23 protein-coding genes are annotated in these 19,877 nt (G+C 59.8%); 8 read left to right on the forward strand and 15 right to left on the reverse strand.

Annotation, left to right across the window (positions count from 1 at the left end; translation table 11 throughout):
* Positions 1 to 55: 55 nt before the first annotated feature.
* The gene (locus tag QM596_RS28595) at positions 56 to 1,171 is read right to left on the reverse strand and encodes a Glu/Leu/Phe/Val family dehydrogenase (RefSeq protein WP_007726076.1); all 1,116 of its coding nucleotides are present in this window, start codon (positions 1,169 to 1,171) and stop codon (positions 56 to 58) included.
* A gap of 219 nt (positions 1,172 to 1,390) precedes the next feature.
* On the opposite strand from QM596_RS28595, the gene QM596_RS28600 reads away from it, so the two are divergent.
* Positions 1,391 to 1,903 (forward strand): Lrp/AsnC family transcriptional regulator, encoded by a 513-nt coding sequence (locus tag QM596_RS28600; protein WP_003941343.1) that lies wholly within the window; start codon positions 1,391 to 1,393, stop codon positions 1,901 to 1,903.
* A 46-nt stretch (positions 1,904 to 1,949) separates the two neighbouring features.
* Positions 1,950 to 2,411, forward strand: coding sequence for a 6,7-dimethyl-8-ribityllumazine synthase (locus QM596_RS28605; protein ID WP_003941401.1), 462 nt, complete (start codon positions 1,950 to 1,952; stop codon positions 2,409 to 2,411).
* A 56-nt stretch (positions 2,412 to 2,467) separates the two neighbouring features.
* Here QM596_RS28605 and QM596_RS28610 read toward each other — a convergent pair whose 3' ends face one another.
* Entirely contained in the window at positions 2,468 to 2,674 is a 207-nt protein-coding gene (locus tag QM596_RS28610) for a hypothetical protein (protein ID WP_283310489.1), read from the reverse strand.
* Between the two features lie 212 nt (positions 2,675 to 2,886).
* Entirely contained in the window at positions 2,887 to 3,414 is a 528-nt protein-coding gene (locus tag QM596_RS28615; RefSeq protein WP_283310490.1) for a DUF3558 domain-containing protein, read from the reverse strand.
* 180 nt (positions 3,415 to 3,594) lie between these two features.
* Between QM596_RS28615 and QM596_RS28620 the strand changes: the two genes are divergently transcribed.
* The 3 genes from QM596_RS28620 (at position 3,595) to QM596_RS28630 (ending at position 7,141) form a co-directional block, all read left to right on the forward strand.
* Positions 3,595 to 5,271, forward strand: coding sequence for an NAD(P)/FAD-dependent oxidoreductase (locus QM596_RS28620; protein WP_019749255.1), 1,677 nt, complete (start codon positions 3,595 to 3,597; stop codon positions 5,269 to 5,271).
* 9 nt (positions 5,272 to 5,280) lie between these two features.
* Positions 5,281 to 6,717, forward strand: coding sequence for an ATP-binding protein (locus tag QM596_RS28625; protein WP_283310491.1), 1,437 nt, complete (start codon positions 5,281 to 5,283; stop codon positions 6,715 to 6,717).
* Between the two features lie 70 nt (positions 6,718 to 6,787).
* Complete coding sequence (locus QM596_RS28630) at positions 6,788 to 7,141, forward strand: UBP-type zinc finger domain-containing protein (RefSeq protein WP_003941317.1); 354 nt, start codon at positions 6,788 to 6,790, stop codon at positions 7,139 to 7,141.
* A gap of 1 nt (position 7,142) precedes the next feature.
* On the opposite strand, the gene QM596_RS28635 is transcribed toward QM596_RS28630, so the two are convergent.
* The 4 genes from QM596_RS28635 to QM596_RS28650 form a co-directional block, all read right to left on the reverse strand.
* Entirely contained in the window at positions 7,143 to 7,469 is a 327-nt protein-coding gene (locus tag QM596_RS28635; RefSeq protein WP_113684045.1) for a hypothetical protein, read from the reverse strand.
* A gap of 43 nt (positions 7,470 to 7,512) precedes the next feature.
* Positions 7,513 to 8,004, reverse strand: a complete 492-nt coding sequence (locus QM596_RS28640) for a DUF3558 domain-containing protein (protein WP_230091180.1) — start codon at positions 8,002 to 8,004, stop codon at positions 7,513 to 7,515.
* 68 nt (positions 8,005 to 8,072) lie between these two features.
* On the reverse strand, positions 8,073 to 8,426 hold the full coding sequence (locus QM596_RS28645; RefSeq protein WP_232816907.1) for a hypothetical protein: 354 nt from the start codon (positions 8,424 to 8,426) through the stop codon (positions 8,073 to 8,075).
* A 30-nt stretch (positions 8,427 to 8,456) separates the two neighbouring features.
* On the reverse strand, positions 8,457 to 8,951 hold the full coding sequence (locus tag QM596_RS28650) for a DUF3558 domain-containing protein (protein WP_051296052.1): 495 nt from the start codon (positions 8,949 to 8,951) through the stop codon (positions 8,457 to 8,459).
* Between the two features lie 176 nt (positions 8,952 to 9,127).
* Between QM596_RS28650 and QM596_RS28655 the strand changes: the two genes are divergently transcribed.
* Positions 9,128 to 10,183: a 2,3-butanediol dehydrogenase gene (locus QM596_RS28655; protein WP_283310493.1), complete on the forward strand. Its 1,056-nt coding sequence runs from the start codon at positions 9,128 to 9,130 to the stop codon at positions 10,181 to 10,183.
* Here QM596_RS28655 and QM596_RS28660 read toward each other — a convergent pair.
* The 3 genes from QM596_RS28660 to QM596_RS28670 all read right to left on the reverse strand — a co-directional run bounded on the left by QM596_RS28660 (position 10,173) and on the right by QM596_RS28670 (position 12,431).
* Entirely contained in the window at positions 10,173 to 10,496 is a 324-nt protein-coding gene (locus QM596_RS28660; protein ID WP_007726052.1) for a 4Fe-4S dicluster domain-containing protein, read from the reverse strand. The genes QM596_RS28655 and QM596_RS28660 overlap by 11 nt on opposite strands.
* Positions 10,493 to 12,082 carry an FAD-dependent oxidoreductase gene (locus QM596_RS28665; RefSeq protein WP_283310495.1) on the reverse strand — a complete coding sequence of 530 codons (1,590 nt, stop codon included), beginning with the start codon at positions 12,080 to 12,082 and terminating at the stop codon, positions 10,493 to 10,495. Before QM596_RS28665 ends, QM596_RS28660 begins: the two co-directional genes overlap by 4 nt.
* Positions 12,083 to 12,206: 124 nt before the next feature.
* A complete protein-coding gene (locus tag QM596_RS28670) occupies positions 12,207 to 12,431 on the reverse strand; it encodes a hypothetical protein (RefSeq protein WP_283310496.1) in 225 nt (74 codons plus the stop codon).
* A 244-nt stretch (positions 12,432 to 12,675) separates the two neighbouring features.
* Here QM596_RS28670 and QM596_RS28675 point away from each other — a divergent pair, with 244 nt between their 5' ends.
* Positions 12,676 to 13,056, forward strand: a complete 381-nt coding sequence (locus tag QM596_RS28675) for a helix-turn-helix domain-containing protein (protein WP_003941392.1) — start codon at positions 12,676 to 12,678, stop codon at positions 13,054 to 13,056.
* On the opposite strand, the gene QM596_RS28680 is transcribed toward QM596_RS28675, so the two are convergent.
* The 5 genes from QM596_RS28680 to QM596_RS28700 form a co-directional block, all read right to left on the reverse strand.
* Positions 13,053 to 14,846 (reverse strand): AMP-dependent synthetase/ligase, encoded by a 1,794-nt coding sequence (locus tag QM596_RS28680; RefSeq protein WP_283310497.1) that lies wholly within the window; start codon positions 14,844 to 14,846, stop codon positions 13,053 to 13,055. The two genes, QM596_RS28675 and QM596_RS28680, sit on opposite strands and share 4 nt — an antisense overlap.
* On the reverse strand, positions 14,843 to 15,286 hold the full coding sequence (locus QM596_RS28685; RefSeq protein WP_007726042.1) for a MarR family winged helix-turn-helix transcriptional regulator: 444 nt from the start codon (positions 15,284 to 15,286) through the stop codon (positions 14,843 to 14,845). The genes QM596_RS28680 and QM596_RS28685 overlap by 4 nt, the downstream gene beginning before the upstream one ends.
* Before the next feature lie 103 nt (positions 15,287 to 15,389).
* The gene (locus QM596_RS28690) at positions 15,390 to 15,521 is read right to left on the reverse strand and encodes a putative transporter small subunit (RefSeq protein ID WP_003941363.1); all 132 of its coding nucleotides are present in this window, start codon (positions 15,519 to 15,521) and stop codon (positions 15,390 to 15,392) included.
* 27 nt (positions 15,522 to 15,548) lie between these two features.
* Complete coding sequence (locus tag QM596_RS28695; protein ID WP_283310548.1) at positions 15,549 to 17,201, reverse strand: sodium:solute symporter family protein; 1,653 nt, start codon at positions 17,199 to 17,201, stop codon at positions 15,549 to 15,551.
* Between the two features lie 389 nt (positions 17,202 to 17,590).
* Positions 17,591 to 18,889, reverse strand: a complete 1,299-nt coding sequence (locus tag QM596_RS28700) for a plasmid pRiA4b ORF-3 family protein (protein WP_349307334.1) — start codon at positions 18,887 to 18,889, stop codon at positions 17,591 to 17,593.
* A gap of 338 nt (positions 18,890 to 19,227) precedes the next feature.
* Between QM596_RS28700 and QM596_RS28705 the strand changes: the two genes are divergently transcribed.
* Complete coding sequence (locus tag QM596_RS28705; RefSeq protein WP_283310499.1) at positions 19,228 to 19,824, forward strand: T3SS (YopN, CesT) and YbjN peptide-binding chaperone 1; 597 nt, start codon at positions 19,228 to 19,230, stop codon at positions 19,822 to 19,824.
* Positions 19,825 to 19,877 lie beyond the last annotated feature (53 nt).

The following is a 19,877-nucleotide window of genomic DNA, read 5'->3' on the forward strand; positions in this document are numbered from 1 at the left end:
GTCTGGTGTCCACACTAGTCGGGACCGGCCGCGCTACATGACTGCGAGAGGGATGTCAGCCCTTGGCGACGCGAGCTGCCTCTGCGATCCGAGCCTCGGCGACCGCGTCAGCAGCCTCGCCGGCGAGGATTCCGTCGTTTTTCGACTTCGCGAAGATCTCGGTGACCGTGTCGAAGATCTTCTCGACCTTGAGCTTGACCTCTTCGGCCGAGTTGCCCTTCAGCTCGCCGGCAACCTGGATGAGGCCGCCGCCGTTGGCGACGTAATCGGGGGTCCAGGTGATGCCGCGGTCGCGGAGAATGTTCTCGACCTCGGGCACGGTGAGCTGGTTGTTGGCAGCGCCGCAGACAACCTCGGCCTTGATCGAGCGTGCGGTCGTGTCGGTGAGGGTTGCGCCCATCGCGCAGGGTGCGTAAACGTCGAGATCGGCGTCGATGATGCTGTCGACGATGCTCACCTGCGGGAAGTCAGCCTTGACGCGGTCGAGCGCTGCGGCGTTGACGTCGGTCGCGAGAACGGTCGCGCCGTCTGCGAGGAGGAGCTTGATCAGCTCGTAGCCGACCTTGCCTGTGCCTTCGACACCAACAGTCTTGCCTGCGAGCGACGGAGTGCCCCAATGCGACTGTGCCGCGGCGCGCATCGACTGGAATACGCCGAGGGCCGTCATCGGAGCGCTGTCGCCGGAACCGCCGACCGTAGCGTTGCGGCCGACGACGAAGTCGGTGTTACGACCGATGATGTCAAGATCGTTGGAGTTGGTTCCGACGTCACCAGCGGTGATGTAGCGGCCGCCGAGGGTCTGGACGAATTTTGCGTAGGCGCCGAGCAATTCGTCGGTCTTGGCCGTTGCGGGGTCGCCGATGATGACGGCCTTGCCGCCGCCGAGGTCCACGCCGGCAACCGCAGCCTTGTAGGTCATTCCGCGAGAGAGACGCAAAACGTCTGTGACTGCGGCGGATTCGTCGGAGTACGGGTAGAAGCGCGTTCCGCCGAGCGCGGGGCCGAGCGTCGTGGAGTGGATGGCGACGATGGCCTTGAGGCCGCTCGCGGGATCCTGGAAGAAGCTCACCTGCTCGTGGGGGTAATCGCGCAGGTAGTCGGCGCGATCGAACACGCCCGCAGTGTCGTCATGGGAAACAACAGAGTTCACGGGCTCGGCGGTGAGAGTCATTGTGGGATAGACCTTTCCGAAGGATAAACGGGGTGCAGTCGAAACATTGGGACGAAATGGGCGTTGGGTACTATTGGGGACAAATAACCCAAAGAGAATCCCGCTGAGCAATTCGTGGAACCAATGCTCTGCCTGAGCTACGATTTGGTCAATGCAAATCTCTTGAACTAGTCAATTCGATCATCCAGTGACCCATATCACTGAGGAGAGGTTCACAAAGTGCTCAGCATCGACAAGCTCGACGTCCAGTTGCTCGGACTGCTCAGCAAGGACTCGAGGATGAGTGTGGCCGAGTTGGCCAACTCGTTGGGCGTCGCCCGCAACACCGTCCAGTCGCGAATGAAGCGCATGGAATCCAACGGACTTCTCACCGGGTTTCGGCCGAATCTCAATCTCCCCGAGGTCGGTATCCCGATTCAGGCATTTGTCGGTCTGGAACTCGAGCAGGGCAAGATCAGCGCAGTCGCTCGGAGTCTGACCGAGTTGCCCGAGGTGATCGAAATTCACGCCACAACCGGTCGCGAGGATTTGCTCGTTCGCGTCGCCACCTCGACGCACGCGGCGCTGCAGAAGTTGGCCGAGCAGATCGTGTCACTTCCAGGCGTCACGCATTCGACCACGACCATCGCTCTGACCAATCCCCTTCCGTATCGAATTCAGCCTCTCCTCGAGCACCTCACCAATGACGCCGGATGGGGTCGTTCGACCGCCTTCCCCCGTCAGCAGGACTAGGACGGGTGGTCGCGTCGATGCTTCCCAGTGCGCTAGTTTCATGGTTATGAGTGAGATCCAGGGACAGCGCATCGCGTTCATTCAGGCGACGTGGCATCGCAACATCGTCGACCGTGCACGTGACGGATTCACCGACGCGATCGTCGAGCTCGGCTACCCCAAGGACACGGTTGATTTCTTCGAGGTACCGGGAGCTTTCGAGATCCCGCTGCACGCCCGGCGGTTGGCCAAGACCGGCCGCTACCAGGCGATCGTTGCCGCAGGTCTGGTCGTCGACGGCGGTATCTACCGGCATGACTTCGTGGCGACGGCTGTCATCGACGGTCTGATGCGCGTGCAGCTCGACACCGACGTTCCGGTCTTCTCGGTGGTCTTGACGCCGCATCACTTCCACGAGCACGCCGAGCACGTCGACTACTTCAGCACGCATTTCGTGAAGAAGGGCGCCGAGGCTGCGCGCGCGGTCGACGCCACCGTCAAGTCGTTGAAGGCCCTGCCAACCAGCTAGTCGTTACCCAAGTCTCGCTGAGTCGAATGCCATCGGCTCAGCGAGATTTTTTGTGTCTATCGAGGGGTGTCGACGCTTGCCAGTGCAGAGGCATTCGAGTCGTCGACTTCGCCGTAGCGGTCGACGCATTGCTGGAAGAAGTCCCGCATCTCGGTGACCACCTGGATGTGGCTGGTCAACGACTTCTCCAACGAATCTTCACCGCCGACGGCCTTCTTGGAGAATTTCGCGGCCAAGTCCTGTCCTGACTTCAAAGTTCCCATCCCTTTGACCTCTCTGAGGTCCGAAACAGATCGCAGCGCAGCATCCAACTCTTCCCTCAGGGTAGTGAAAGCCGCCACGACTCTCTTTGCCGAGTCGAAATCTATCGCCAGCTGATCGAACCCCAATCCAGCCATCAAATCCATCCGATCCACTTCGGTGCTAACAACGCACTCTTCGACCCAACGTCCTATTCACGCGCTCTCCATCACCGCTACCTAGGCACGTAACCTTCGAGTGCCGTCGCGTAACTAGTTGCAAGATCGCACGTCGCGCCTTGCATTTCGGCGCTTCCCTTTTTCTCGACCACGATCCAAATCGAACCTTGCTTCGCTTCTAATGCGACGTAGCACTTGCCGATTTCATCGTCGGATACCCGGTGGTACCGAACGCCCGGACGTCCATCCAACGATATCTCCTGGAAACCGATGTAGTCGGGATTCTCCTCAACCTCGTCGATCGTGAACCGATTCGAGAAAAGGACTACGTAGTACCAAGATTCGGTCCACGAACAGATCTTCCAGCCGGGTTGTTCGACGCCCTCGATGTCAACTTCCTCAGTCGACGGATCAAGCCCCACTTCTTCCAGAACCGAGTCCGGGATGTCCTTGCACGGATCGAACAAACCCTCTTGGCCGGATGCAGGCTCAGCCGCCCCCTCCACGACTGAGCTGCATCCTGCCGCAGCCCACACCAACATCCCAGCCATGAGCAGTCGCCCAACCCCCACCGACCCCCGCATGGCACCCCCTGTTGATGTGGACCCACTGTATTGGATGCATCGGAGGCCGGATCGGTTCCCGCAATCTTGAAATTCCCAGGTCACGATCGCTGGTTCACTCAGAGCGCATCTCCAGCGATTGACGCTCAGCTCAGCAGTCGCATACTGGAGAGGTTGACTACAACTTCGGGAAGGCACCGAGTGAGCGCACCGAAAGCCCCGGCCAAACCAGCGATCCTCAGCGTCGACGACGATCCTGGTGTTTCGCGTGCCGTCGTTCGAGACCTCCGCAAGCGGTACGGCGAGAAGTACCGAATCATTCGTGCGGAGTCCGGCGACCAGGCTCTCGAAACCTTGCGCGAAATGAAACTTCGCGGCGATGCAGTCGCAGTGATCGTCGCCGATTACCGCATGCCCGGTTTGAGTGGAATCGAGTTCCTCGAACAGGCAATGGACCTGTATCCCGTAGCTCGGCGCGTTCTACTGACCGCCTACGCCGATACTGATGCTGCGATCGACGCCATCAACGTAGTCGACCTCGACCACTACCTCCTCAAGCCTTGGGATCCGCCGGAAGAGAAGCTGTACCCCGTCATCGATGCGCTGCTTGATGCCTGGGCAAGCTCGAGTCATCACCCCGCCGAGGAAACCAAGGTGATCGGCCATCGTTGGTCCGAGCGATCATCCGACGTCCGAGAATTCTTGGCACGCAACCAACTTGCCTATCGCTGGTACATGTCGGACGAGCCGGAAGGCCAACGACTGCTCTCGGCTGCCGGTACCGACGAACTGCGGCTTCCCGTCGTCATCGCATCCAATGGGGATGTCCTCGTCGAGCCCACTGACGCCGAACTCGCCGACAAACTCGGGTTGAGTACCACTCTCTCCGAAGACTTTTACGATCTCGTTGTCATCGGCGGCGGCCCTGCGGGTCTGGGCGCTGCTCTGTACGGCGCTTCGGAGGGACTTCGGACGGTTCTCATCGAACGGCGGGCGACTGGCGGTCAGGCCGGCCAGAGCTCTCGAATCGAGAACTACCTCGGCTTCCCCGACGGAGTTTCCGGCGCACAGTTGGCCGATCGCGCAAGACGCCAGGCAACCAAGTTCGGCGCCGAGGTCATCACCGCGCGAGACGTCACCGGTTTGGAAATCAACGGCTCGGCCCGCACAGTGCGTTTCGACGACGGTTCGTCGGTCGACGCTCATTCGGTCATCTTGGCGACAGGTGTTTCCTATCGCCAACTTTCGGCGCCGGGGCTCGATACATACACCGGGCGAGGGGTCTACTACGGGTCAGCTGTCACCGAAGCCGCTCGGTGCAGCGAGCAGGATGTGTACATAGTCGGCGGCGCCAATTCGGCAGGCCAAGCTGCGGTCTACCTCTCCCGCGGAGCTCGGTCAGTCACCATTCTCATTCGCGGCAACTCGCTCGAAGCCTCGATGTCGTACTACCTGATTCAGCAGATCGAGAAGAATCCGAAGATCACCGTGCGCACGTGCACGGAGGTAGTCGGCGCTGAGGGTGACGATCACCTCGAACGAATCACACTGCGTAACAGAGCCACCGGAGAAGAAGACACTGTCGATGCTCAGTGGTTGTTCATCTTCATCGGTGCCGCTCCCCTGACCGACTGGCTCGGCGACGTGGTGGTCCGCGACGGAAATGGCTTCGTTCTTGCCGGCCCGGACCTTCCGTCCGAAGGCGTCACCCCGGACGGGTGGCCGCTCGACCGCGCACCACATCATCTCGAAACCAGTGTCCCCGGAGTGTTTGTTGCCGGGGACGTACACGCCGAATCGGCCAAGCGCGTCGCGTCGGCCGTCGGAGAGGGCGCGATGGCCGTGATGTTCGTCCACCGCTATCTCGCTCAACAATAGGGAGATTCGATGTCCATTCCTGAATGCAGCCCCGACCTGCTCCGCACCCTGTTCCTGTTCGAGAAGCTCACCGACGATCAACTCGAATCACTGTGCCAGGCAGGCCATATCACCGAGATCGATCGAGGTCAGGTCTACCTCGAAGGTGAGCCTGCCACCTGCTTCTACGTCCTCATCGAGGGCGAGGTGGTGCTGTCCAAGCTGTCGGGCGGCGAAGACATCGAGATCAACAGGACCACCCAGCGCGGCGTCTACTCGGGAGGCTGGACGGCGTATCTCGGCGATCGTGTACCGCAGGTCTACGCGGGGTCGATGCGAGTGACGACTCCTTCGACGTTTTTCGTCCTGGACGCCGACAAGTTCGGCAACGCGATGCGCGAGTGGTTTCCAATGGCGGTTCATCTACTCGAAGGTGTTTTCTTCGGCAAGAAGAACACTCAGCAGATCATCGATCAGCGAGAGCGACTCCTTGCACTCGGATCACTGTCGGCCGGGTTGACTCACGAGCTCAATAACCCTGCAGCCGCAGCGGTTCGAGCGACAGCCTCTTTGCGCGAGCGTGTCGCAGGCATGCGCCACAAACTGGGGATGGTTGCATCGGGCACCTACGACCGCGATGCCCTCGTCACTCTCATGCGACTTCAAGAGGAAGTTGCAGAGGTTGTCGCCAAGGCGCCGACGCTCACTCCCCTCGAAGCCTCGGATCGAGAGGATTCGTTGGGTGAATGGTTCGAGGATCATTCGATTCGAGAGGGTTGGGATCTGGCTCCGACCTTCGTGCAGGCTGGTCTCGATACCGCTTGGCTCGAGAATGTTGCTGCAGCCGTAGACGAGTCGGTGCTAGAAGGCGCAATTCGCTGGCTGAATTACACCATCGAATCCGAACTACTGATGAACGAGATCGCCGACTCCACAACGAGAATCTCGACGCTCGTCGGTGCGGCGAAACAGTATTCACAGATGGACCGCGCTCCCTTCCAGACCATCGATGTCCACGAATTGCTCGACAGCACGTTGATCATGTTGGGGCAAAAGATCGGAAGCGGAATCGAAGTCGTCAAGGAATACGACCTCGCGCTGCCACCGATCGACGCCTACGCCGCCGAACTCAACCAAGTGTGGACCAACCTCATCGACAATGCGGTGTCTGCCATGGACGGATCGGGAACACTCACCGTTCGGACAAGCCGCGACGGTGACCGCGTGTGCATCGAGATCTGCGACACCGGCGCCGGGATTCCCGATGACGTCATCGACAGGATCTTCGAACCCTTCTTCACGACTAAGCCTGTTGGTGAGGGAACCGGTCTCGGCCTTGATATTTCGTGGCGAATTGTGGTCGGCAAGCATCGTGGTGAGCTTCGGGTCACGTCGGAGCCCGGTAACACCCGGTTCAGAGTTTTGCTGCCCATCGCGGGCCCACCGCAGGATACGCGCGACGACTAGTCGCCCTTGCACGGCCGGTAGGCAAAGCGCACGATGAAATGACCGACTTCAGTCAGCGAGAGGGTGGACCATGACCGACGGACTTCCAGCGGGGATCGATCCGAGTGTGCCGCCCAGTGGCGCGGGATGCGTCGAATGCGATGCGAGCGGCGGTTGGTGGGTGCACCTGCGTCGATGCGCGCAATGCGGTCACGTGGGGTGTTGCGACTCCTCACCGTCACAGCACGCGAGCAAGCATGCGGCCTCGACAAAGCATCCGTTCATGCAGAGCTACGAACCCGGTGAGGATTGGTTCTGGAGCTTCGAAACCAACGAGGCGTACGACGGACCTGAATTGGCGGCGCCCACTTCACATCCCGTAGATCAGCCGACGCCGGGACCTAAGGGTCGTGTCCCAGCCGATTGGCAGCAACACATCCACTGACTCAGTTCGGTTGGTCGATCGACCTCAAAGTCGAGACGTTCGACGACTCCTGATCCAATGCGTTGTCGATGCAGGCTTGAAACTGAGCCTGCATTGCCTCCACGACCGCGATATGACTCGCCAACACATCGACGAGCGCGTCGTGGCCACCGACGGCCTTCTCCTCGAACTTAGCCTGTAGGGCCTGTGCGGATCCTAGGGTTCCAAACCCTGTCAATTGACCGAGTAGTGCGGCGGAGTTCAATGCTGCCTCGAACTGCGCGCGGAGTTCAGTGCAAGCCGCGATCAGCTCGCCGGCGACTTTGGCATCGAGATACAAATTCGACATGTGACTCCTGTATTCGAGGGTGTAGCTGCAATCAGGACCGCTGTCACGGGAGCAATGGAATCACTGTCTCGGCGATTCGTTCCACCAGCGTGCACGGCGTCTCGGGGCGCGCCACACCGACCTTGGCGCCGACGCGGATCATCGCAGTGGATTGAGAGGTCGCGAAGGCGACGTTGCAAGCAGAATCTGTTTTGTCATTGCGTTCCTGGTATTTCAGAACTTCGCGCCCGGCGATTTGGGCTCGATGAAGGTCGCGCATGACTGGATTCTGTTCGACCTCTACGAGTGAATGATCGGTCGATGTCAGAGACAAGAAGTACCACTCACCGTTCCACGAGCAAATGTTGAAACCATCGATATGCGTGTCAACGATGTCAACCTCTTTTGTTGCCGGGTCAACTCCGACTTTCTCCAATTCCTCATTGCTGAGAACCTCACACGGATCAAACATCCCAATCACATCGACAGGGAAAGCCTCGCCCTCGACCGTCGAGGAACAACCCCCAACCAACAGCGCGGCCGCGACCAAGACCACGGCACCCCTCACTCCCACAGCACTCCCCCTCATTCGCTGCCCGGACACTCCAGCGACACTTCGCTGCCTCAATTTGGCAGGTCGACCGACCTCAAAGTCGACACGTTCGACGACTCCTGATCCAATGCGTTGTCGATGCAGGCTTGAAACTGAGCCTGCATTGCCTCCACGACCGCGATATGACTCGCCAACACATCGACGAGCGCATCGTGGCCACCGACGGCCTTCTCCTCGAACTTCGTCTGAAGCGCTCGACCTGATGCGAGCGTCCCTAAACCACCAACCCAACTCAGTTTCGCAGCAGCAACAGACAAATGCTCCAACGTCATTTGGTATTCGCCGCATGCCGTAACTAGCAATCGCGCCGTGTCCGGATCCAGCGAGAACGAAACCTCGGCCCCGGAGTCCTCATTTGAACTCATGCGTAGCACCACCTTCATCAAGCGAGCGATTCATCTGGGGAGCTCCGGGAAGAGTTTGTCGGTAATCGTCGAGGCGAGGCCACACGGGTCGATTGGCGTCTCACCGAAGTCTGGGGCGATCCGAACGATCAGCACCCCCTGATTGGTCGTCCAAGCTACAGAGCAAATCTGTCCGGTCGCATCGTCACGCTGCCCGAATTTGATAGCAGGGCCGCCATGAACATTCGCAGCCCTTACATCGGCATTGTTGGTGTTCGCTTCGACTTCGTCGAGAGTGTGGTCAGTTGACCAGACGCTCAGCGAAATTCCCGTCCCATCCCAAGAGCAGATTTCAAATCGTGGAATCTGAACTCCAAGAATCCCGCGTTCCTCAGTCGCCGGATCAACGCCGACATACCGCAAGGCGCTGTCGCTAATGCCGCCACAAGGGTCAAATAGCCCAACAGCCTCGTCGGCTCGTACTGCATGCCCCTCGACCGTCGAGGAACAACCCCCAACCAACAGCGCGGCCGCGACCAAGACCACTGCACCCCTCACTCCCACAGCACTCCCCCTCATTCGCGGCCCGCTCACAGTATTGGACGCTCCCTAGGACCGATCGGTTCCACCCCATTGCATTCCGTTGCAACCCTTCACCCACGCCAACAATCGGCCTAACGTCGATCTACCAGGGGATTCACAACGAAGTGAGGTGCGGATCAATGAAGGCAGCACGGTTCCACGGGCAGAAAGACATCCGGATCGAAGAGATCCCTGAGCCCGAATTGCGGCCAGGAACAGTCAAGCTGAAGGTCGCATGGTGCGGAATCTGCGGCACCGATCTCCACGAGTACCTCGAGGGACCGATCTTCATCTCCGCACCCGGACACCCGCATCCACTCTCACACGAGAATGCGCCGGTCACGATGGGCCACGAGTTCTCCGGCACCGTCGAAGAGGTCGGCGAAGGCGTCACGGACGTCGAGGTGGGCGAAAATGTCGTCGTCGAGCCGTACTTCGTCTGCAACGAGTGCGCCCCGTGCAAGGCGGGCAACTACCACCTGTGTACGACGATGGGGTTCATCGGCTTGGCCGGCGGCGGTGGAGGGCTCAGCGAGAAGGTCGTCGTCGACCGTCGCTGGATCCACAAGATCGGCAACATCCCGCTCGACGAGGCAGCCCTCATCGAACCGTTGAGCGTCGCCCATCACGCGGTCGTACGCAGTGGAGCCGAAAGCGGCAACGTTGCAATTGTGGGCGGCGCCGGGCCGATCGGACTCCTCGTCGCGGCAGTTCTCAAAGGGCTGGGTGTCACGACGATCGTCACCGAACTCAGCGAAGCCCGCAAGGCCAAGGCCCTCTCCAGTGGAGTCGCCGACTACGTCATCGATCCCACCACCGAAGACGTCAAGGCGCGTGTCCTCGAACTCAGCGGAGGCATCGGCGCAGACATCGGTTTCGAGTGTGCAGGCGTCAACGCGGTCCTCGACACCATGCTCGACACGGTCCGGCCTGCTGGAGTTGTTGTCAACGTGTCGATTTGGGGCAAGCCCGCGACCATCGACATGCAGAAGCTGGTCCTCAAGGAAATCGATCTACGCGGAACCATCGCGTACGTACGTGACCATGAAGCGGTCATCAAGATGGTCCAGGACGGTGTCGTCGATCTGGCGCCATTCATCACCGGTCGTATTCAGCTCGAAGAATTGATCTCCGAAGGGTTCACCACTCTGATCGAGCACAACGACACTGCAGTCAAGATTCTCGTCAGGTCGTAACCGGACGGGGCACCTCCGGGCCCACCGCAGTCAGGGACCCAGGTGCCCGCCCTTTGCCCCATCCGATCTTCTCTCGGTAGCGGCCGATGTGATCGTCCTCGATCACATCGGCCGTTTCCAACGGCGTGGATTGCGGATGCACATACAGCGCATCCGTCGGGCAATATGCCTCACACATGAAGCAGGTCTGGCAATCCGATTGGCGCGCAATCACCGGGACGCCCGACGGCGTCCGATCGAAAACATCTGTAGGACACACATCTACGCACTTGTCGCAGCCGATGCAGTCAGGCGCGGACACCAGCTCGATCATGACGCCACCAGTGCAGACCCGACAGATTCAGAAGTCCGGGTCCACACCGAATCCAAACCGCCGGTGAGGACGTGATGGTGCTGCGTCACATCGAGTTCGGGATAATCGTCCCGCTTGCTCATTCCCCGAGTCTCGGTCCGCGCCAACGTCGAGTGGTACATCCAGCGACCGACGGCCGTGATCGCGGCAGCCTGCCGCGCCGCCATCCGACCTGCAGGATCGGCGCCCAGATCCGCACTCACTGCACCCCAGAGCGATTCGAGCTCACCGAGCGCTGCGGATACTCGATCACCGCTGCGGAGGTAGTTCTTGTCGAAGGGAATCAGCTGCGCTTGAGCAGCTTTCACCACATCGTCGGCAGTAAACCCGGTTCGTGCCGGATTACGCAATCCGACGGTTCCGGCTCCGCGAAGACCACCAGCAGATCCGCGTCCGAGCGACAGCGCGTAGCGCGCAGCACCGGTTCCTGCCCATGAACCAGAAGACATCGCCCACGCGGCGTTGTGACTTCCCCCGCCGGTAAACCCTCCGCAGATTCGCTCTCGGGTCGCAGCGTCCCCGGCGGCAAACAGTCCTGGAACGGATGACGCGCAATCGTCGTCGACGACGTTGATTCCCCCAGTGCCGCGCACCGTGCCTTCAGCGAGCATGCCGACCTCGAATTTGTCGGTGAAGGGATCGATTCCGCGGCGATCGAATTGCAGGAAGAAGTTGGGTTGCCCCAGCCTCATTCGACGCTGCACCTCAGCGTCGGCCCGATCGATCTGCGCGAAGACCGGCTCGTTCCGCAACGTGCTGGCGATGACGGACCTCCCCTTCGCCGAACCGGCACCTTCGAGCACGCTTCCGTCTGCGTGAAAGAACGTCGCGTACGCGTAGTAAGCCGTCTTGGTGATCGTCGATCCGGCCGCCGCGATCCCGTACGCGTTCGAGAACTCCATGCCGGAGAACTCCGCTCCGACTTCGGCTGCCATCAATGCACCGTCACCGGTATCGACATTGGTGCCCAGCGCACCGGACAGAAACGCACAACCTCCGCTGGCGACCACTACCGCGCCTGCCGAGACGCGGTAGTCCTGATGTTCGTGACGCTGGTATCCGGCGACTCCGCGAACTCGGCCCTCGCCGTCCACCAACAACTCCAGTGCCGGCGAATGGTCGAGGATCCGCACCCCGGCTCGACGAATCCAGGTGCGCATCCGTCGCATGTATTCAGGTCCCTGCAAGCCGGTACGTATCTGCTTGCCCGTGCTGGGGTCGACGGGGAACGGATATCTACCCTCCACCGCGAGGAGATCCATGTTGGAGTAGGTCTGCTCGAGGACGCGGTCCATCCAATGGTGGTCGGCCAGATATCCGCCGAGCGCCTCACGACCGGCCTTTGCCCGCTCACGGGCAGTCGTATCCGGCTCGACGTACCAAACACCCGTTCCGGATGGGGCCGTCGCGCCACTCGTTCCGCAGTATCCCTTGTCGACCAGGACGACGTCTGCACCGGCCTTGGCCGCACGCAACGCCGCCCACGCGCCGGCGGGGCCACCACCGATCACCAATACATCGGTGGAGAGTTCGAGGACGTCCGTCACTGGCCAGCTCCTGTCAGAGGTCTACGCAACACTTCTGTTGCCGCAATATTCCTCGAACGAACTACCCAGCGCCACAGTCAGAATCACTGTGAACTCAACCAGTCACCGCCGCATCGGCAGAGCGCTACGACGCTTCCCGCTCCTCGTCGGTGCACAACGCGGAATACTTGGCGAAGGCTTCCTGCAAGGTCAGCGATTTGCGTCGCTCGGCGATGTCGCGGGGCTTTCCCTGTGCAACACATCGAAGCGCATGTTCGATCACAGCTTCACGTATGACGCTGGAAATGTCCGCGCCCGTGAGCTCTTGGAGGGTCTCTAGGGCCCTCAGTTCCTCTACGTCGAATCTCACCGTTACCGATCGTCTAGCCACACTGAGGATGTTACTTGCGGGTACACCAAGATTGGTGAGTTACATATGCGTCGAGTCGAATATCTTTGGGCGCCAAAACCTTCGAATTCCGATCTACGTGGGTAAATCGTTTTCCACTCACGGCACTCATGTAATGCAACGCACACAGTGCCATCCAGCGTGCCGACGGACACTGTCGCTGTCTATGCTTGCGAAACACTGCCTTCGATCGGAGATATACCGCGTGAGCATCGACCACATCGTTTCCGCAGTCGACGGCGATGCTGCCGAGCGAATCAAAACGGCCCTGGCCGAGAGAGCCGCAACCTCGACGGACACGACCACGCTGGTGTTCGACGGCGTGAGCATCGAGATTCCACCGTCGGTCGGCGACGCCGTCGTGCAGCTCCTGACCTACCTCGCTGCCGGGGACAGCGTCGCCCTCGGGCCAGTTGCAGAACTCCTCACCACCTCGCAGGCAGCAGAGATCCTCGGCGTTTCGGACACGTATGTGCGCAAACTCGCCGACGCCGGGAAACTCCCGATCGAACTACGCGGCACCCACCGCAGGTTCCGCCTCGATGACGTGATGGCGTACCGCGAGCAGTTCCCCAAACGCGCCTAGCTCTTCGCGTACATTCCTTCGATCTCCTTCGAGAACCGATCGACGACGACATTGCGCTTGATTTTGAGCGTCGCTGTCATCTCACCGTCCTCCTCGGTCAGATCGCGATCGAGAATGACGAACTTCTTGATCGACTCCGCATGCGAGACAGCAGCATTGGCGTCGTCGACAGCCTTCTGCAGCTCCGCTCGAAGGTCCTTGTCATCACGTAGTTCGGCGACGGTGGCACCGGAAGGCTTGCCGTTCTCCGACTTCCACTTCTCGAACACCTCAGGGTCGACGGTCAACAGCGCCGTGATGTAGGTCTTCCCGTCGCCGACGACAACTGCCTGCGAGACGATGGAATGCGAACGGATACGGTCTTCCATCGGGCCGGGCGAGACGTTCTTGCCGCCCGCCGTCACCAGAAGATCCTTCTTGCGTCCGGTGATGGAAAGGTAACCGTCGCTGTCGAGTTCACCGAGATCACCGGTTCGCATCCAGCCGTTGACGAATGTCTCTTCGGTGGCCTTGTCGTTCTTCCAGTAGCCCTTGAAGACAACCCCGCCGTTGAGTTCGATCTCGCCATCCTCGGCGATGCGTACCCCGTTGCCGCCCATCGGCTGTCCGACGGTTCCGATCTTCTGAGCACCCGGGACGTTGACGCAGTGCGCCGCTGTGGTTTCCGTGAGGCCATAGCCCTCGTAAATCGGAACTCCGAGCCCACGGAAGAAGTGCCCCAACTCAGGAGTGAGGGCGCCGCCGCCGGAGATCGCGAACCAGCACTCGCCGCCGAGAGCCGCACGAAGCTTCGAATACACGAGCTTGTCTGCGACTGCGTGCTTCGCCTTCAAGATCAGCGAGGGACCGCCCTTGTCGAGCGCTTGGCTGTATTCCTTTGCAGTGGCTTCGGCGAAGGCGAAGATCGCGCCGGGAATCTTTCCACCGGACTCCGCCTTGCGTGCTGCGCCGTCACGAACTTTTTCGAAGACACGCGGAACACCGAGGATGGTGTTGGGCTTGTAGCGCTCGAATTGGGTTGTGATGGTGGCAAAGTCGGACCAGTGGGCCTGCGACGCACCAGCTTCGAACGTCGCGAGGGACACCGCGCGGGCCAGTACGTGAGCGAGCGGCAGGAAGGTCAGGACTCGGTTTCCCGGAACCGCAACCTTGCCGATCGATGCAGTGAGAATCCCGCGCACCTCGGACAGGAAGTTGCGGTGTGTGAGGATGCATCCCTTGGGACGGCCTGTGGTGCCGGAGGTGTAGACGAGTGACGCCAGATCGTCGGCTTTGATGCCCGCGAGTCGCTTCTTCAACTCGGTGTCGTCAACGTCGGCGCCCTGTGCGGTCAGCTTTTCGACTGCTCCGTCGTTGATCTGCATGACGGCCTTGAGAGAGCTTGGCGCGTCCTGGAACAGCTGCTCGTGCGCACCGGTTTCGACGATCGCGATGACGGCCTCGGAGTCTTCGAGGATCCAGCTGACCTGGCCCTGAGACGACGAATCGTAGATCGGGACGGTGGCGGCGCCGGCGGCCCAGATGGCGAAGTCGAAGAGCGTCCACTCATATCGGGTCGCAGAGAGGAGTGCGACGCGGTCGCCTGCCTGCACGCCAGCGGCAATGAGCCCGTTTGCGACGCCGGTGACCTGCTCGGCGAACTCTTTAGCCGTTACATCTACCCAACCCTCGCCCTTGGGGCGGGAGAACACCGTCAGATCTGGCGTGCGCTCGGCGTGAGTGAAGACGGTGTGCACCACAGACTCGTTGTCGGAGATGGTGAACTGGGCTTTGGCGCTGTACTCACTCACAGGGTGTCATCTCCGTTGGTCTGCGATTCGATGCTGATTCTGAAGCGGTGGAGTGCGCGGGCGAAGTCTGCGACCTCGGACTCGGTCCAATCGTGCAGCCTGCCGGCGACTTGGTCGAGCCGACGCGCGTCGGCGGCGTCGAGGTATTTGCGGCCAGCCTCTGTGAGGTGCAGCGGATTGCCCTGACGAACGGATCCCGGATCGGCATACACCCAGCCTGCCTCGATGCAGCCGCGAACTTGGCGCGAGATGGTCGAGCGGTTGACGCCGAAGACTTCGGAGATCTCCGTGGCCTTGCAGCCGTCGTTGCGGCCGATGAAGGAGAGGAAGGAATGCTGCGCGATCGACGGGTGATCATCGGAATGCCGATCCCCCGTCATCAGCTGCCGCGTGAGGTGCACCAGCTCGTCATGAACAGCTGGTGGACCGGTGAGCGCCATTGCTCCGTCGTGTTGCACTGAGCAACTATAACGCCGACCCCTGTGTCCGACGCAATATGACCGCCGCCACCGACAAGAAGTCCGTCGGTGGCGGCGTGAAGAGTTAGACCAGATCCTCACCGTTGCGGCGAGCAGTTGCCCAATCCTTGAAGAATCCCTTGCTGATGACTCCCAGCACGACCAAGACCAACGCCGGCCAGATCAGAACATAAATGGTCAGTAGGGCTGTACTCATCCGTATTCCTTCCACTTGTCTCGACGGTTACTTTCCGGGCGCTCCGACAGCAGGAAACTCGTCATCGTCGAAGTCTCCGGTCCGCTGCTTGATGAGTTCGAAATCGAACGTCTCACGCTGATTGACGGACATCGCAAAGCACACGACGGTACTGACGGCATAGGCCACCAAAGATCCGCTGAGCGTTGGATAGTCGTGCAGGAAGCCGATCGCGAACGGCGCGGACAGCACGATCGCCAGGCCACCGACGATCTGCGCAACCTTCAGACCGAAGAATCCAAATACCATGAGCCCCAGCACCACTCCGATGCCGACAACGGCAACGATGTCGGAGAGAATCCCGAACATCCCATCCATCGGCACCCAACTGAATCGGACGGGCAAGAAGGCAGCAAGAGCCACCAGCACCGACACAGTGAAGGCCTTGTTGGTGACCTTTCCCCAATAGAAGCTCGCGATAACCGGGAACACCAGCGCGCCCCACAGCGCGCCGACGAACACCAACAGATCCAGAATGCTCAGTTGCAGACTTGCCAAGGAGATAGCGGCCGCCGTGGCAACAATCATCGTTACTCGGCCGATGAGCAGCATCCGTCGAGGGTTCGCATTAGCCTTGCCTGCGACGGCTTGGCCGTAAACGTCGGTCATCACGATGGACGAGAGCGCAGCAAGGTCCGAGTCTGCCGTCGATGACAGCGCGCCGATGATCATGACAAAGAAGACAGCCAGCAAAATTCCGGGCAGGTACGACGCGGCCATCTGCGGAATCAGGTTGTTGACGTCACCATCCATCGGCTCGATTCCGAGGTAAAGAGCGAGAACACCCAGCATTCCGACGCCGATGACCGTGGCGCCATATCCCACGGTTGCGGTGATGAAGGTGGGCTTGATCAGGTCTTCGCGGACCGCGAACAGACGTTGGGCAATGGTCTGGTTGCCGATTGCGTAGGCAAGAACTGCCGCGATGTACGGCGCCCCCTGTTCGAAGAAGGCAACGCTCGAGAAGAAGTTGCCCTGCTCAGCAGTAAGGTTGCCTGCCCCGGATTCGAAGGCTGCCGGGAACCCCGACGCAAAGAAGATGAACGGCACCAAAACCGCTACCGCACCGAGCATTCCGATCAGCTGAACGAAGTCGGTCAACACCGAAGCACGGAAGCCCGACCACAGCGTGTACAGCAAAACGCCCAGCGCAACGATGAACACACCCTGGATGAAGTTGAACGGCGAAAGCAACGCGATCAGCAGACCACCAGCGAGGAAGTTCGACATCAAACTGATGAGACTACCGACGATATTGGAGCCCGCGAGCATCAGCTGACTCGAGCGTCCGTGCCGCGCGTACATGACCTCAGCCAGTGTGTGGGCTTTCGGCGCTACTTTGCGAATTCGCTGGCCAAACGGATAAATGAAGAGAATCATCAACGCGCCCCATAAACCGTAGTGAATGGGGCCGGAGATTCCGTAGGTGTAGCCAGAAGTGGCGGATGCATACATCGACGACGCCCAAATCCAGGTGGCCGTCATACTCGCGGCCGAAACACCAAATCCTAACTTGTTTCCGGCGGTCATAAAACCGTCGGCATTTTCCTGCTTCTTACCAATACGAAGAGAAATCAGAAAAGTTCCACCATAAAAAGCAACAAGCAGTGAAACAATTACCAATGTACTGAACTGGACCATGTCGGACCCCGTCACATGCCACATCCTTCGCACATAATCGGCAGAACAACGCGCAAAAACCCCTGTTCAGGATCTTTGCGCTTCGCTTCTGCACGCCCTAGGAGCGACCGTCATACCAACACCGGTCACATATTCAATTGACTAGCAACACGCACTTCGTCTTTTCGGAAACCCAACCTCCACAAAATAAATCTTCTGCGCAAGCTTTTGGCTCGACCACGCAATTCAACAACTGAGAATGGACCATAGCATGATGGCAATTTCGAACAAAAACTCCAACATTTTTCCACCTGAAAATATTCATGTTTCCGCCGCAGGAAAATCATGCGCTTCCAGCACATATAACAACTCCGCATCGATTGAAATCGATGCTCGATTCGAGCGCTCAGCTACTTCGACAGGACCATCCTGGCAAACCGTCGGCCCCACTCGGGATCGGCGGAAACATGCTCGTCCAGCGGATTGGAGACAATCGCCCCGATCATTCGCAGGTACACGAGAGTATCTCGCACCATCCACGTCCAATCGTCGTCTCCGAGTCGTGTTCCGTCTGTTGTCGACCAACCCAATGCCGTGAGGCCTTCGATCATCACTTCACTACGTTCGGACTCCGACAAGCCGGCAGCCAACGTAAGGAACAGAATTCGGCCGGCTTCCTGCCCCAACTCGCCCTTTCCCAACGGCATGGCCGTCACGATGTGACGCCACAGCTCGCCTTCATATGCAAGCACTGACGCGCCGAGTCGAGTCAGAATCAATGTGCCTCGGAGTCTCCGGACAAATCTCAGTGTCTTTGCGACTTCAACGAGTACTGCTAATTGCGAGTCACTCCCTGCCGTGACATCGATCCAGTCACTGCCCCAATCGAGTTCGTCTCGGGCATACGCAACAAGGGCCGGAGGCAGTGACCCGGATGCCGTCAAGACAATCCCACCACCTCGCGCGGAGTTCAGCAGCCACAGCAGTTGACGGGTTGCTCCTTCACGCATCACCTCGAAGTAGTTGTCGTATCCGCCACGAAGCTCCGCTTCGGCAACTGCGGCAAACAGTTTCGGCGCGGAATGAACAGACAAGCGGCGCAAGAACTTCTCGAACAGCGAGCTTCCCACAGGCGGTGACTTATGCAATGCCACTGCAATGGTGACCGCTGCATTGGACTCTGCGGGAACAAAACGTTCGGGATCGAACAGTCCATTACTCGCCTGCCCGTTCAGGAACTCGCGATACCCGATCGGACCGCCAGAATCCTCCGGCGGGCACGCCCTCGCACCGTCAAGACAAGATGGCTCAGAAATCGGCTGGTCTTCGACAATCTGCTCGAGAACCAACGTGTGACTCCACCTTGCGCGGGCGTTGTACTCATAACGGACGTACTCCCCGACCGCGGTAACTGCCTCGTCGATCCGGACTTCGTCCTCACCAAACTCGTCTTCCTGGTATCCGTCGCGCTCGATCACCTCTGGCGCGATATACCGATCTGGGCCATTGTCCGTTGAATGATGGACACTCACCCACTGATGAGCGTGTTGATCTCCCCATCCCATCACCGCCTGCACAATCGAATGAAGCTGGTCCAGTTCGATATTCGACGGAACCGAAAACCGTCTCCAAATAGGCGGCGTGATGCAATCGATTTCGATCCGCATGACAAAGTTCGCCGCCGCCGGCCGTCGACGCTGATTCCGCATCTGCCTCGGCGTAAGGACCTTCATCTGGCTTTGCGCCGCTTGATATGCAGGTACCAAACGCAGATGTGAAGCTCGCCGAACTCGCTGACCCGTCATGTATGGAGGCTAGATCTACCTACCGACAGCCGAGATACTCACTGCCACAAGGTTGCCCGATTTGTCGGGGCTCGCATGACGTCGCTGGTCGGCTGTTAAGTCCTGATCAGTGCGGACCTAGCCAGGCATCTTCAATCATCCACTGCGCGGACAATAGTGTGCGCCGATTACCGTAGACCTGACAGCTACCGCACGAAACAGTGCCCAGCGCCTGCTCGGACTGGCACAGAACATGAGGATCCATGAGCGACCAAGACACGACCGCCGACCAGCCCCTCCATATCAACGGCGCAATTGCCTTGGTGACGGACGAGCGCGACGAGTTGGTTCGCCTGTGCGTCCAGACCCTCGCCGAACTACTGGGCAGTGAGCCTGCCACCGATGACGACGGCGACATCGTCGTGCCGGTTCACGGGTTTGTCGTCTACGTGACAGTTGCGGATGACGGCCCTCAGATCAACGTCTGGTCTTCGGTTCTGACCGGCCTCGGCAATCCCTCGCACGCTGCAACCCGGTTGATCGAACTCGCGCAGGAATGGCCGCGCCTGCGCTTCGCTTTCAGCGGCGACCACCTGCTGGTCTCCACGATGCTCGACGCGGACCCCTTCGCTCCACAACATCTGCTGAACTTGATCGACGAGGTTCACGATTTCACTCACGAACTCGACGACGATTTTGCTGAATCCTTCGGCGGAGCCCTCGACTGCGACGCGGATGACGACAGCTACGCCGGCGACTGCAATCCCGGCGATTGTGGTGGTGACTGTGACTGCGCGTGCGGCGATGAAGCAGACGGCGAACTCAGCATCAGGGCGGTCACCTCGACGCCCACCAAGTAGCGAAGACCTAGTTCTGATCGAAGATGGAAATCGGAACGGCCCACGATTCAGGC

The sequence above is a fragment of the Rhodococcus sp. IEGM 1406 genome (assembly GCF_030056745.1).
Taxonomy (GTDB): Bacteria; Actinomycetota; Actinomycetes; order Mycobacteriales; family Mycobacteriaceae; genus Rhodococcus_F; species Rhodococcus_F erythropolis.